The sequence below is a fragment of the Xenorhabdus anantnagensis genome (assembly GCF_028598555.1).
GTDB lineage: Bacteria > Pseudomonadota > Gammaproteobacteria > Enterobacterales > Enterobacteriaceae > Xenorhabdus > Xenorhabdus anantnagensis.
The window spans coordinates 1-13,909 of the sequence record NZ_JAQRFN010000014.1 but is presented as its reverse complement, the minus strand read 5'-3'; the positions used below and the strand labels follow the sequence as shown (position 1 = coordinate 13,909).

13 protein-coding genes are annotated in these 13,909 nt (G+C 41.0%); 3 read left to right on the top strand and 10 right to left on the bottom strand.

Going from position 1 to position 13,909, the window contains the following annotated elements; genetic code table 11:
* Nucleotides 1-8 precede the first annotated feature (8 nt).
* Nucleotides 9-248 carry a FeoC-like transcriptional regulator gene (locus PSI14_RS11965; protein ID WP_273576109.1) on the top strand — a complete coding sequence of 80 codons (240 nt, stop codon included), beginning with the start codon at nucleotides 9-11 and terminating at the stop codon, nucleotides 246-248.
* Between the two features lie 54 nt (nucleotides 249-302).
* On the opposite strand, the gene PSI14_RS11960 is transcribed toward PSI14_RS11965, so the two are convergent.
* From PSI14_RS11960 to PSI14_RS11920, 9 genes are all read right to left on the bottom strand, one after another.
* Complete coding sequence (locus PSI14_RS11960; protein ID WP_273576108.1) at nucleotides 303-1,493, bottom strand: MFS transporter; 1,191 nt, start codon at nucleotides 1,491-1,493, stop codon at nucleotides 303-305.
* 22 nt (nucleotides 1,494-1,515) lie between these two features.
* Nucleotides 1,516-2,694 carry a cysteine desulfurase family protein gene (locus PSI14_RS11955; protein ID WP_273576107.1) on the bottom strand — a complete coding sequence of 393 codons (1,179 nt, stop codon included), beginning with the start codon at nucleotides 2,692-2,694 and terminating at the stop codon, nucleotides 1,516-1,518.
* 55 nt (nucleotides 2,695-2,749) lie between these two features.
* Nucleotides 2,750-3,457 carry a hypothetical protein gene (locus PSI14_RS11950; RefSeq protein ID WP_306309282.1) on the bottom strand — a complete coding sequence of 236 codons (708 nt, stop codon included), beginning with the start codon at nucleotides 3,455-3,457 and terminating at the stop codon, nucleotides 2,750-2,752.
* A 247-nt stretch (nucleotides 3,458-3,704) separates the two neighbouring features.
* Nucleotides 3,705-4,772, bottom strand: coding sequence for a flavin-containing monooxygenase (locus tag PSI14_RS11945; protein ID WP_273576105.1), 1,068 nt, complete (start codon nucleotides 4,770-4,772; stop codon nucleotides 3,705-3,707).
* Nucleotides 4,769-5,020: an acyl carrier protein gene (locus PSI14_RS11940; protein ID WP_273576104.1), complete on the bottom strand. Its 252-nt coding sequence runs from the start codon at nucleotides 5,018-5,020 to the stop codon at nucleotides 4,769-4,771. The genes PSI14_RS11945 and PSI14_RS11940 overlap by 4 nt, the downstream gene beginning before the upstream one ends.
* A 1-nt stretch (nucleotide 5,021) precedes the next feature.
* The gene (locus PSI14_RS11935; RefSeq protein ID WP_273576103.1) at nucleotides 5,022-6,713 is read right to left on the bottom strand and encodes a fatty acyl-AMP ligase; all 1,692 of its coding nucleotides are present in this window, start codon (nucleotides 6,711-6,713) and stop codon (nucleotides 5,022-5,024) included.
* Nucleotides 6,710-7,891: a cysteine desulfurase family protein gene (locus PSI14_RS11930; protein WP_273576102.1), complete on the bottom strand. Its 1,182-nt coding sequence runs from the start codon at nucleotides 7,889-7,891 to the stop codon at nucleotides 6,710-6,712. The genes PSI14_RS11935 and PSI14_RS11930 overlap by 4 nt, the downstream gene beginning before the upstream one ends.
* Complete coding sequence (locus tag PSI14_RS11925) at nucleotides 7,888-8,244, bottom strand: iron-sulfur cluster assembly scaffold protein (RefSeq protein WP_273576101.1); 357 nt, start codon at nucleotides 8,242-8,244, stop codon at nucleotides 7,888-7,890. The genes PSI14_RS11930 and PSI14_RS11925 overlap by 4 nt, the downstream gene beginning before the upstream one ends.
* A 9-nt stretch (nucleotides 8,245-8,253) precedes the next feature.
* Nucleotides 8,254-9,435, bottom strand: a complete 1,182-nt coding sequence (locus tag PSI14_RS11920) for a LuxE/PaaK family acyltransferase (RefSeq protein WP_273576100.1) — start codon at nucleotides 9,433-9,435, stop codon at nucleotides 8,254-8,256.
* A 519-nt stretch (nucleotides 9,436-9,954) separates the two neighbouring features.
* Between PSI14_RS11920 and emrA the strand changes: the two genes are divergently transcribed.
* Together emrA and PSI14_RS11910 are read left to right on the top strand one after the other, a co-directional pair.
* The gene (gene emrA / locus PSI14_RS11915; protein ID WP_273576099.1) at nucleotides 9,955-11,142 is read left to right on the top strand and encodes a multidrug efflux MFS transporter periplasmic adaptor subunit EmrA; all 1,188 of its coding nucleotides are present in this window, start codon (nucleotides 9,955-9,957) and stop codon (nucleotides 11,140-11,142) included.
* Nucleotides 11,132-12,664, top strand: a complete 1,533-nt coding sequence (locus tag PSI14_RS11910) for a DHA2 family efflux MFS transporter permease subunit (protein WP_370688852.1) — start codon at nucleotides 11,132-11,134, stop codon at nucleotides 12,662-12,664. The genes emrA and PSI14_RS11910 overlap by 11 nt, the downstream gene beginning before the upstream one ends.
* Here the strand turns inward: PSI14_RS11910 and PSI14_RS11905 are convergent.
* Nucleotides 12,657-13,523 (bottom strand): helix-turn-helix transcriptional regulator, encoded by an 867-nt coding sequence (locus tag PSI14_RS11905; RefSeq protein ID WP_273576097.1) that lies wholly within the window; start codon nucleotides 13,521-13,523, stop codon nucleotides 12,657-12,659. The genes PSI14_RS11910 and PSI14_RS11905 overlap by 8 nt on opposite strands.
* Nucleotides 13,524-13,909: the final 386 nt, after the last annotated feature.

Below are 13,909 nucleotides of genomic sequence, written 5' to 3'. Positions count from 1 at the left end.
AGCCATAAATGATTAATTTGCTGAAAATCAGAGATGCTGTTGCCCTCAATGGGCGTACCGATGCAAGGTCATTGAGCCATCAATTTTCAGCACCGCTGCCAATGGTAGAAGCCATGCTTAAGCAACTTGTCATTATGGGTAAACTGGAGGAGGTGGACGCTTCCTCCTGCCTCAGCGGAGGCTGCAAACAGTGCCCGGAAACGCAAAAATGTGATACTAAGGCGTATCAATTAGTAGTGAAAAATTAAGAAATAGCTCCGTTGTAGAGATTGAACACCAACAACGGAGCTATCCAGTACCTCTTACCTGATTTCATCCCTGCTTAGGCCACCCTTAATGTAACAAAGATGACTGTTTCCCAATAACGCGACAACCAGTTCAATAAAGGCAATTGCAGCCAGAACCAGGATAAACAGGTTTTTTCCCGCATCGACTAATATCCATCCACCTATCAACGGAAATCCAAATATACCCGCAAAATAGGAGACAACAAACCAGGTAAGGACTGCATGACGATCTTCAAGAGGAGAATCATTTACTGCCCATGTTTGAATAACAGGATACACTAATCCATATCCTATCCCCGTCAACATGGCCGCAACAATCTGGAACACAGGATGAATCGGTATACCTAACAAAGACAAAAGGCCAATGATTAAGCACGACATCAACGTAATGACGAGTGGGATACGAGATACCGTAGATAAATATCGTGCCAAAAAAAGACGCGATACAACTACAGTCACTGCATGTACAGCGAAGAATGTACTTGCATTCGCACTAGTTCCTTCGACAAGTGACCCCTGAAATGACATCATTCCAGAGAATACACAGCCCCCCAGCCCAACCATTACAATCGGGCGGATAATACTAGTTGCAGAGATCTTCGTTATTTTCTTCACCCAAGGCCGCAGTAATGATTTCCGTTGTTCAAGCGGCTCCCTGACCCCGAAAATAGCCAGAAGTAGTGAAGCGAGAATACCAACAATCCCAACCAAGAGAAACGTTGTCTGGATTGAAAAACCTCCCTGTTCAACCGCTACAGTGAGGAGAATGGGACTACCACAAATTCCAGCCATTTGAAATGCACTGAAACGAGTAAACCATTGCCCCCTGTCTGCGTCAGTAACCCGTTCCGACAAGGCCATGGGACCACTTATATAAAACATTCCCCAACCGAGCCCAATCAAAAGCGCTGCGATATTTTGTATGCAGCTCAGTTCACCACCAAAGCCACCGAAAAGAAAATAACCACAAGACATCGACAACGCTGCGAAAGCTGCAAGGCGTGATGCTTCCAATTGCCCGGAAAACCATCCAACCAAAGGAACACCAATCAAAGTACCGATCAATGCCACGCTAAGGGTCGTTCCTGTATCAACATCACTTCCCCCTTGTGACCGAAAATACTCAGAAATAAGAAAGGTAGCACCATAACCACCCGCAGTGAACAGGGTTCCGAACAACAGAAACAAAGCCGGCATTGTTCGCATGATTAAAATTCCATCTTCATTATTAGTGAGCAAATGACCTTGGCACCATCGCTCTCAGTTTATTCACTGCTTCTTTCAAGCGGAAGCAAACATACCGAATTTCATCCTCGTTATTAAACCTACCTAACCCAAAGCGCAGGCTGGCTTGAGACAGCGCATCACTCACTCCTATTGCTTTCAGAACATGTGATGGTGCTCTATTGGCAGATGTACACGCAGATCCGGAGGACAAAGCAACCTCAGAAAGCTCCAACAAAAGTGAATCTGCATCTATCCCATCAAAGGATACATTTAACAAACCGGGAAGACATTCAGTGAAATGACCATTTATTCGAACATCAGGCACATTCTCGATAATATATTGTCGAAGCAAATTCCGTAAATAACGCAACCTCGTCGATTCAGTGGTCAAATTTTTCAAAGATAATTCAACAGCATGCCCAAACCCTACGATTCCCGGAACATTAAGAGTTCCGGAACGTAAACCTCGTTCATGTCCACCTCCAACGATCAAAGGTGAGAGTGCGACATGCTTATTGCGTGAGTTGATATAAAGTGCGCCGACCCCCTTTGGCCCATATATTTTGTGTGCAGAAAATGAGGCAAGACTAATATTCATCCGCTGTACATCAAACTTTATTTTTCCGAGCGCTTGAGTAGCATCTGTATGAAAAGGAATATCATGCTCTTTACAGATCGCGCCTATCTCCTCAATTTTTTGTATTGAGCCAATTTCGTTATTCGCCGTCATAATTGAAACAAGATAGGTATCATCTCTCAATGCAAGAGATATTGAGTCTGGGGATACAATACCATCGCTTTGCGGGGGTAAATAGGTCACTTCAGTTCCCATTGCCTCAAGCCTGACGCAGCAATCAAGAACCGCCTTATGTTCAATCATTGATGTGATGATATGACCCTTTTTGCCCCGATGTTGAAGGCCAGCAATTGCAAGATTAATCGACTCAGTTGAACCAGATGTGAATATAATATCGGAATAACTTTCCGCATTTATTGATGTTGAGATCACTTTTCTTGCATCATCAACAGCTTCCATCGCTTTCCACCCAAAAGCGTGTCCATAGCTGGAAGCATTTCCGTAATCGTTTATAAAATAAGGCATCATAGATTGAAGAACATCAGGGTCTAATGCCGTTGTAGCGTTGTTATCCAGATAAATAGGCCGGGACAGGTTATACATAATTTTTTACCTTATAAATAAAAATAAAGGTTATTTTCTTATTATCTTGGCTATCCTATGCTTTAACTATATTGCCCTGACTCACCTCTCCAGCTTCATTAACAAGATTGAGGCGAATGGAAGTTGAAACACCGAGCATGTGACTGAGCTGGATTCCGCGCACATATGCAAGAGATCTCGACCATTCGCAGTCCTCAAAGAACACTTCTAGAATAGCATCCGTGTCTTGGGAATCGCCTGCGGCTCTTTCAAAATACTCTTTTGTAATTGCAGCACAGGTGAGTTTCTGAGTAGGTTCTTCGTACAAATCATCTGATGTCTGTGGCTTACTATCAGCAAGGGTTTTAGACACCATCCGTTGTTTGACGGTTTCAGGTATTTCTCTAAGAGAGAGTGTGTGAACCATGTGCTGCCTGGCTGAATCTTCATGAATAACACGTATTTCACTAAGCGGAATTTGATGCTTTTCAGATATGGACTGGAAAACATTCACAATTGAGGTATGAAGCTGACTTAGGCGAGGATTCCGTTTTTGAGAATTCGTGAGATTTTCACTTAGAAACTGAAGTCGGAATATTCCACGATGATCAAATGCCACGGATATTTTCGGTAATTGACCACTTTTTTCTTGCCTTCTCTTAGCAAACAACAACGCAGCCTCAAAGGCTTTCAACTGAGCTTCAACAACTATCTCACCATCGTCATTATAATAAGCCCTTGAATTACCGGCTAATATGCTTACGTTATCTTCTCGTTGATTCATTTTCATCAATATCCTCTTTCAAGATGGATCATATGTAATCCTTTTATCTTTCAAGTTATTTTTTGTTAGCAATGCAGACTCCCCCAGTCACTTCACTATCGTGGTGAACATCGTGTTATCCGTGTTCTTGAAAATCATCAATGAGTTATTTTTAGGGCAGATAGCAGATTTACTCGTTATGTAATGGAATTACAATTATTACTTGAAAGTGCGTACTATTTCGCAAACTTATGTATATTGAACATGGCTAAGCCCTCAGCTTTTGTTCTACCCACTGTGCAACCCGTTGTGCATCTCTGGCAGCCCCCAATAATAGTTCAGAGCTGCGACTACTGAGCCATTTTCTGCCCACGATAAACAGCCCCGGATAGGCTGTTTTTCCTCCGTTTATATTGCCACTCTCGCAGACAAAACCTTGTGAATCACTAACATCAGGTAAGGTCAACCAATCAGTTGCGTCCTTGTATCCCACACACCAAACCAGTCCATCAATCTGGTATTTTTTTCCTTGTTGGTCATATAGTGTTTCACGTTCAGCTTTTACTAATTTCTGTGCTATCTTCACATTAAGCTCAGATAGACATTGGTTAGTAAGTTCACCACACGGAAGAGGATTACGTCGTTGCACTATTTTACCGACCAAGCTCGAAGTATCCGCATATAGTATCTTTGATTTATGCAACCACCAGAACAGATCCTTCCCTAGAACTCTATTTGGCACAAGAGGGCGAGGAGAACCGCAAAATAGAATAACTTGCATAGAGGAAGATAGTTCTTGTGCTATCTGCCGACCACTAGCACCATCACCGATGACAGCAATCCGAGATCCTGCCTGAAATTGCCCAGAGTTCTGATAACGGTCAGCCGTCAATTGCTGTATTGCAGGAGACAGATCACTTACCATCTCAGGAATGATGGGGACTTGATTAGCACCAGTGGCGTTAATTAAACAAGGAGCAGAAAACTGCTCCCCTTTTTCCGTGGTCAGAGTAAACAATCCATCTTGATGCTTAACACTGATAACTTGCGTTCCCGTTAATACATTGAGATTGTGATGATGTGCATAACGCTCTAGATAATCTGCTATCTCATCCTTAGTCGGATAACCATCTGGAGTACCCGGTAAGGGAAAATCTGGCAGTTGACTCATCATACGGGAAGTAAATAACAACATATTATCAGGGCGCCTACGCCAGACATCTCCAATACGCGGGTCTCGTTCTAAGATCAATGTATTGATTTTTTTTTTATTAAGAGTAACAGCCAACATTAGCCCCGCTTGCCCGGCACCGACGATCAAGCAGTTGATTTTCATAGCCCCTGCTCCAATTCCAATTGCAGTATATGCTCAGACAAAGCATGAACAGTGGGATACTCATAGCCAAGAATAGGATCTAGTTTTCGCTGTAATACTTTTTCTAACTGGCTAATCAGTGTTACTCTGCTCGCAGAATCTAAGCCAAGATTATCGAAAGAAACGTGTTCACCGATGGGAATTTCATGGCGTTGGAAATAGGGTGTCAAATACTCGATCAGCCAACCTCTTAGTTCCAGCTCAGTCATATTATGCTCCTTGAATTTCGGTGGTAGGCAGTACATTAGCTAGATGTAATTTGCCTTGTAAATAGAGTGCACGACAGAGTCTTCGTTGTACTTTTCCACTGCTAGTTGTAGGTAATTTATTGGCCTGAATAAATATTAAGTCAGCGATATTAATATCGAATGTTGCATTGAGTGCCTGGATTACATTTCGCCTCAATTCTCTGAAATTATTTTCCTGCCCCATATTTTTTCGTAGCTCTATGGCGACAACGACCTGTTGTTCCAGTTCAAAAGCAATTGCTTTGCCTGAACGGAACGCGGCGGACTGCATAGTAGCTACGTATTCAATGTCTTGTGGATAGATATTCCGCCCACGGATAATAATCAGATCTTTCAAACGCCCCGTGATCAACACATGATGTTCATACAGACATCCGAGGTCACCAGTACGGAGAAAAGGCCCTTCACCAGTGGTAGTATAGGCTTTGAAATTCTGCTCGGTTTGTTCCGGATTATTCCAATACCCCACAGCAATGCTTGGACCTTGAACCCAAATCTCACCAATTTCATCGGGTTGACACAATGCCTTTGTGTCCGGGTTAACAATCATGACGCGGTGACTCGGCGCAACTTGACCACAGGCTTGCATTACAACCCCATCAGGTTGTAAGACAAGTTTTCCTTTCTCTAGATTGCTGTTACAAAGCGTTAAACTAAAAGGAGGATCTTCACTGGTGGATGAACTGATTACCAGTGTTGCTTCAGCCATACCATAACAGGGGATTTGGCTTTGATAAACAAATCCATATTCTTTAACTGCCTGATAAAAACGCATCAGAGTCTCATTCCTGACTGGTTCTGCGCCATTACCCGCCCAACGCCAGCGAGACAGATCCAGATTGAGCCCAGCACAGTCTTGGTCGGCACAGAGGTCGTAAGCAAAATTAGGGGCACAACAGAATTCAGCACCATAATCATGCATCAACTGTAACCAACGTAATGGATGCTGGATAAATGAGAGAGGTGGCATGAAATTATATTGTCCACCTAGCGCCATGGTCAGAAGAATATGGCCTACCAACCCCATATCATGAAACTGAGGTATCCAGCCTCCAATGATTAACTCTTCATGCAAGCCAAAAGTATTATTCATCGCCCGCAAGCTATAAATTAAGTTATTGTGAGTAATCATTACCCCTTTAGGAGTATCAGTGGAACCAGAGGTATACTGTAGGAAAGCTAATTGTTTTGGAGATATTGAAGGAAGCTGTGTTATCCCATCTACCACCTGATTTTCCGAGTAATACATAACATGCTGATTAGGAAATTCATGCGATAAGGTTTTGCTTAACTCTAAAGTGGTAAGTATCACTTTAGCTTCTGAGTCATTCAAGATCTGCGTTAATCTTTGCAGATGACGGCTCCCTCGAACCACATTAGATGGAACAGCAATGGCTCCTGCCTTAAAACAAGCAACTAACCCTATAATAAACTCCAGACCAGGTGGGTACATTAGGATAACCGCTTTTCCCTGTTGCCCTGCGTTCACGAGTGTGCAGGCAAGTTGGTGAGAACGTTGATCCAGTTCTTGCCAAGTTAGAGTAACAGTATCTGAATCCCCCGAGGGTAAGAAGCGGTAAACAATGTGATTTGGCTGCTGTGAAACATAATGTTTAAAACAAGATAACAGTGTTTGTGCATGTTCCAGCATCATATTTTTTGTTCTCCTGAAATAGACAATAAATGCTGAGTTTCCTGTTGTAGAGCGTTAGCCAGAACATTAATTGCCTTCCACTCAGTAACATGTCCAAAACTGATTCTCAACGCACTATCGATATAGGAATGAGGAGATTGCATCGCAAGTAAAACGTGTGAACGTTGAGGTGTCTGTGAGTTATTGCTACAAGCCGACCCCAACGAAACAGAAATACCGTGACATAAGTCCAATCTACTTGCTAACGCTTCCGCCCTAATGCCAGGGAAACTAATATTTAATGTCCATGGGGCCTGATACTCAGGATTTGTTTCACCATTTAAATGATAATTTACGCCTAATTTGTCTAATTGAGTGAGCAGGTAAACTCTCATTTCACGGCAATAGTCAAAACGTTGTATCAGTTTCTCATTAGCTTCTTCTGCGGCGGCAGCTAATCCAGCTATACCTAATGTATTTTCTGTCCCACTACGTAAACCTTGTTCTTGTCCACCACCATGCAGTAAAGGATAGATTTTCACTTGCTGGCTGTAATACAACCCACCCACCCCTTTAGGGGCATAAAATTTATGCCCTGAAAAAGAGATGGTTAATGGGATATCATCAAAGCAGCGGATAGGCCATTTTCCTACCGCTTGTATTGCATCGCAATGAAGATGGATGCCTTTTCCTTTCAGCCTGTAAGCAAGCTCATCATAAGGTTGAATGACACCAGTTTCATTGTTAATCGCCATCAATGCGATGAAGCAAGTTTGGGGTGTGATGGCATTACACAATGTGTCCAGATCTATTCTTCCTGTTTTACTTGGCTCGATGATCGTCAGTTTCAGGCCCTGCTTTTGATACCAACGCAGAGGTTCTAGAATGGAAGAGTGCTCAATTGCAGAACAGATAGCATGGTAACGAGATAATTGACCCGCAGGGAGCTGGCCAAATACACTGTGCAAGGCTAGATTATTACTCTCTGTGCCACCAGAAGTAAAAATGATCCTTTCAGGCAAACCTCCCACTAACTGAGATACAGACTCTTTTGCCTGATGAATTAACGTAATTAAATGATTACTCAAACGATATCTGCTGGAAGGATTAGCAAATTGATCCAACACGTCCTGAATTGCCATCTTTGATTTATGACTCATTGGTGTTGTCGCATTGAAATCAAAGTACAACATAGTCATATATGCATCCTTACCTGCTGAAAAAGAGCATGTAACATCTCTAGGCAATGCTGCTGTGACGGTTGCAGCTTACCTAGCATCTGGTCGATCTCCTGTGTATTTAATTGGGCGAGTTCTGTCAGTGTTTTTCCTTGAATCTGGCGACAAAACTGGTTGGACATCGCTAAAGAAGCCGTGCATCCCCAAGCTTGAAATAGAGCGTTACTGATACGTTTTTCTTCGTTCAGTGACAAATCAATATTCACTTTATCTCCACACACAGGATTACCCAATTTAAGCTGAATATCCGGATTTTCTAAGCTTCCCTGACAATCGGGATGACAAAAGTTATCAGTGATAATTTCATTAAACATGATCTGACCTCACTGAGTAACAGGGCATTCATCCCTTTGTTCATCAGCTGACATTTTACTTTCCAGATTAACGGCGCAGCAGCCGAATTCTGTTGCAGAAGGTGCCCGCATAACATATTGCATACGTTGAGAGTTACGACCTGAAAAATCATTGTCAGTACGTAAGTAGATCATATCTTCGGTCAGCAACATACCAGGGGTAGAACGTGCTATGGGATCGAATATAACAAGTTGCCCGGTCTCACCATCAGCAACTTCTCGAGATAGGTTTTCCGGATCACGAACAGAGAAGTGAATATAAGGTGGAATATGTTTTTGATTGAATTCATCCTCTATAGCCAGGAAGTTAGCTTCAACAAGCCCATACATATCACGAATCCGGCTAGCGGGGATTCCTAACCAAGTTTCCAGCTCTTGATTAAACTCGGTACGGGAAATCATGGCACCAGTGAAACGCTTCCAGCCACCGAGCGTAATGACCATACTCCCACTGTCCAGTTCCAATTTAGTGTTCGTGGCTTTCAAGAAACTGATAAAGCGATGAATAAGAAACGGAGGTCCTATCAAATGACGAGTAAATTTTCCTTGCCATTCTTTTAATTGACTGACTGCTTCTTCCGGAATAAAACGTTCTTCTCTAACCATAAAACGATTGGTATCCAGCAACCCAGCCAACCAATTGAATGCTTTTATCATTCCCATTTCAGGAATTTCCTCCGTAGAAGGACATAAACACAGTCCTGCACCACTGGAGAGCTTAAGCATATCGCGATATGAGTTATAGAGACCTATAGTAGTATAGTCCATTGTTTCATCACATCGACGAGCAACACTAGGGATACCACTAGTACCAGTCGAACGCATCTCATGCTCAATGCTGGAAAGGGGTTTACTTAACAAACGATAGCTATTTTCAGATTTAAAAGTGGATACTGGAATGACAGGGATATTCACCAAGTCCGCATAACATTGAATATCACTGGGTTTTACACCTTTCTTTTCACATTGTTCACGGTAGTAAACATTATTTTCAAAATGATATTCAAAGGCATCTCTAATAACATATGTTTTTAATTCTTGTTGTTCTTCACTTGAAAGGTTATAGAGAAAACAGCTATTTGTAATTAACCATTTTATGGCATCACCATTTACTTCCTTTATTTTTTCATACAACTCAGTTGATTTGAACATGTAATCTATCCTAGTAGTTATTATATTTTTTTAACCATCGTTTAATGGATGCTTATATCAGACAGATATAGCAAATAAGTAATTCGAATAAGCAACGCCAATCTAACAATGGTGTTTTTATTTTGCTTGAATAAACTGGCTAATTTTATCCTTCTGTAAATAATTGGTATGTTTTCCATGCCTATTCTTTTATAAAAACATAAATTTTATTTAATATTTAATTCCGACCACCTCAGCCAGATTATTCAATCCAATCACGTTATTAAGTTATAAAGTTGATATGCCGAGTACCTTTGATATGTTGGCAGGTAGAGTTCCTAAGTATGGAGTTCACTCTATGAACGGTGTTTTCATTTTAATCATATGAAACGGCGAAACTAAGAAGGTGATAACAGTTGAGTTACTTTCTCATTTGAGAAGAGTGGTAACTCTGTAACAGGACAAATACGGCTGTCTGGCGGTAGCATATCAGTATAAATGTTTGGATATGCTTATTAGTTCAATTAATCGGAGTCAAACATGGGAAACAATCAAATTGAAACAATGCCTGAACAACCACAAGAAGAAAATAATAAGAAAAAACGTAAAATAATACTTTCTTTTGTTATATTACTTTTTTTGTTTGCTGGTTTAACTTATCTATTTTACTGGTACACAGTATTACGTTTCTACCAATCAACAGATAACGCCTATGTTGTCGGTAATCAGATCCAAGTCATGTCCCAAACCCATGGTAGTGTGAAAAATATTTATGTTGATAATACCGATTTTGTTCAGCAAGGTGACCTTTTACTAACGTTGGATAGTGCTGACGCTAAGAATACCTTCGAGAAAAATAAACATGCATTAGCCCAAGCAGTGCGTGAAACACGGGAAACCATTCTCAGTAATCCCAAGCTCCTGGCCAATATGGAATTAAAACAGCTTACTTTAGACAAGTTAAAAAGTAATCTGGCACGACGGGAAAAATTGGGTAAAGTCAATGTCATCGCTGTTGAAGAGCTGGATCACTCTCGTAAAGCTGTTGACATTGCTAAGGCAGATTTAAAAGTCGCCATGCAGCAATATAAAATCAATCAGGCTTTGGTAATGGGTACACCACTAAACAAACTGCCAAATATAGAAAAGGCGGCATCCAATTTACGTGAAGCTTGGTTGTCTTTGCAACGAACCAGAATCTACGCTCCAGTAAGTGGGTATGTATCACGCCGCAGTATTCAAGTTGGATCTCAAATCAATCAATCTACACCATTAATGATTATCGTCCCTCCTGACCAGATATGGGTTGAGGCAAATTTTAAAGAAGTGCAGTTCACTGATATGCGTCTGGGGCAACCCGTCAAGTTAATCAGCGATTTTTATGGCGATAGTGTTACTTATCAGGGGCGCATTACGGGTATGGATATGGGAACCGGCAGCGCTTTTTCTATCCTCCCCGCTCAGAATGCAACAGGTAATTGGATTAAAGTTGTTCAGCGCCTCCCTGTACGTATTGAATTAGATCCGAAACAAGTCGCTCTCAATCCATTGCGGATCGGTTTATCCATGCACGTAACGGTTGATACCAGAGAAACAGCAGGCACAACTCTGGCTGACAAAACTCCACAACGGGTTATTTATCAGACTGATGTTCTTTCATTCAATAATAATGAGATAGATGAAATCATTGAGCAAATCATAAAAAGCAACGCAAGTGATGAAAATTGAGGATCACACAGCTATGGAACCTTTATCAGCCAGCCAACGCTGGTGGCTAATCCTGTCTCTGGCGATTATCGCTTTTCTGCAAATATTGGATCTGACGATTGCTAACGTAGCATTGTCAACTATTGCAGGTGATCTTGGATCATCCGTGTCACAAGGAACTTGGGTTATCACGTCATTTGGTGTTGCTAATGCAATATCTATTCCTTTGACTGGCTGGTTGGCAAAACGGGTAGGGGAAGTACGGCTGTTTATCATTTCGACTCTGCTTTTTATCATTTCTTCCTGGCTATGTGGCATATCCAATAGTCTTGAAATGCTAATTATTACAAGGGTTATACAAGGTGCTGTTGCAGGCCCTATCATACCTTTATCACAAAGCTTGCTTTTAGCAAATTTTCCTAAGAAACAACACAGTATGGCTTTAGCCATCTGGTCTATGACCGTCATTATTGCCCCGGTTTGTGGTCCAATCCTCGGTGGATGGATTAGCGATAACTATCACTGGGGATGGATTTTCTTGATCAATGTTCCCATCGGTCTGGCCGCTATTTTTATTACTTACTTGTTATTGAAGAAGCGTGAAACAAAAACTGAGGTTATCCCAGTTGATAAGGTGGGGTTGGTTCTACTCATTGTCGGTGTTGGTTGCCTACAACTCATGTTAGACAGAGGAAAAGAACTCGACTGGTTTAACTCCAATGAAATCATCTTGCTGGCTATTATTGCAACGATAGGGATTATCCTATTTATCATTTGGGAACTGACTGATGATAACCCAATTGTTGATTTATCGTTGTTTAAATCACGCAATTTTACGGTTGGTACGATTTGTATTAGTTTGGCATTTTTATTGCATATCGGTGTCCTAGTCTTACAACCTCAGTTGTTACAGACAGTTTTTGGTTATACCGCCACTTGGGCGGGGCTAGCGTTAGCTCCTCTCGGCATTCTTCCTATTTTTCTAGCCCCAGTCATTGGCCGATTTGGTGCTAAAATTGATATGCGCTATTTGGTTACCCTTAGCTTTATTGTCTTCTCTTTCTGTTTTTTTTGGCGAGCATATACTTTTGAGCCTGGAATGGATTTTTCCAGCGCAGCATGGCCACAGTTTGTGCAGGGGATAGCGATTGCCTGTTTTATCATGCCACTCAATGTGATTATTTTATCTAATATTCCTCAGGAGAAAGTTGCCTCAGCTGGAAGTTTGTTTAACTTCTTTAGAACATTAGCCATATCGATAGGTACATCGTTAACCAATACGTTATGGGTTCAACGTGAAGCGGTTCATCATTCTCAGCTCACTGAGCACATCACACAAAATAATGTTCTTGTCGATTTAGCTTATCAGGATATCAAACTATTGGGATTATCTGACTTACAAGCAACCGTTTTTCTGGCGAAGAGGATCACCAACCAGAGTTTAATTCTGGCCGCTAACGAAATTTTCTGGCTCTTCGGTTTTATTTTTCTGGCACTAATCTTGATTCTTTGGTTTTCCAGATCGAATTTGTCATCTACGTAATTTGGAGATTAGCTTCTTCTTCATGATGAATACTATTTATTACCTGTTTATTGATGCTATAGAGGCATCGAGTTGTATGACAATTGAACTGTAAATTCTGCTGAATTATATGCTTAAGATCGGAAGGGCGCATCCCATAAGCCATTTTACATGTCCGGCTAAAATGAGCAGTGTCAGAAAAACCACAGTTATTAGCAATCAAGGTTAAGGAATCAGTCATATGAATCTCCTCAATAGCATCACTTAAGCGTAACCATAGTAAGTAAGCCCGAAAGTTAATTCCCACTTGATCACGGAAAAGATGTAAAAAACGGCTTTCAGAAAGGTAAATTTTATCAGCCACTTGACGGGATGAAATCCGCTTTACTGATAGCGATTCGATAAACGAAACAGCTTTTAAAATACGTTTATCAAATTGACAGTGGCATGACAGATATGGGCTAAGTAACAAGTAAACAGTGAATGTGTCTGGTTTTTCTCCACAAAGAAGCGACTTAACCAGATAATCTGTTACTGCCACAATATCATCATGCTCTAGCAAAATTACTTCTACATTCTCTGTGAGATGGCTAAATAAATGGTAATGTTCATCAATAGGTTCAATAAGCAATGTAATGCTACAGGTATTGGAGGAATCCATCTTATGCATTACGTTTGAACGAATCAGAAAACCACAAGTGGAGTGAGTCTTATCCTGTATTGATAAGGCTAACGATTCATGTGTATGTAAAGATAGGCTGAGTTGAATACAAGGATGTTGATGCCACTCAGTTGATACATTGTAAAGAAAGTTTAATTCACTAGTAGCATGTTTATATTGCTGGATAAACCTAGGGGCAGCCGGAATATTTGATAGCATAGCCTCAATCCTTATCAACAAAGCAGAGAATGAATGTAGTCGACCTTAATTTGCAATCATCTCTACATTAATCTTGTAGCCGATATGCAGTCAACCATATGCAGTCAACTAATAATAACAAGGCTAATAGCTCCATTCACATAGGGTTATTATGTCTGTTTAGAAATCGCAATATTATCACACTAATAACCTGTTAAGGAGAATGTGTAAAGCAAGGTTTACATGAAAAATGAGGATAAAAATTTCATTTTTTAACCCTGATAATGTTTTTACCAGAACAAGTTTACTCACTATTTTAATGTAAGTTAATCAGATAAATTATCTGCATTACTGTTATAATCGATAACCCGATAATCCGACTTTCTGCTTGTTCTTATGAAATCGAA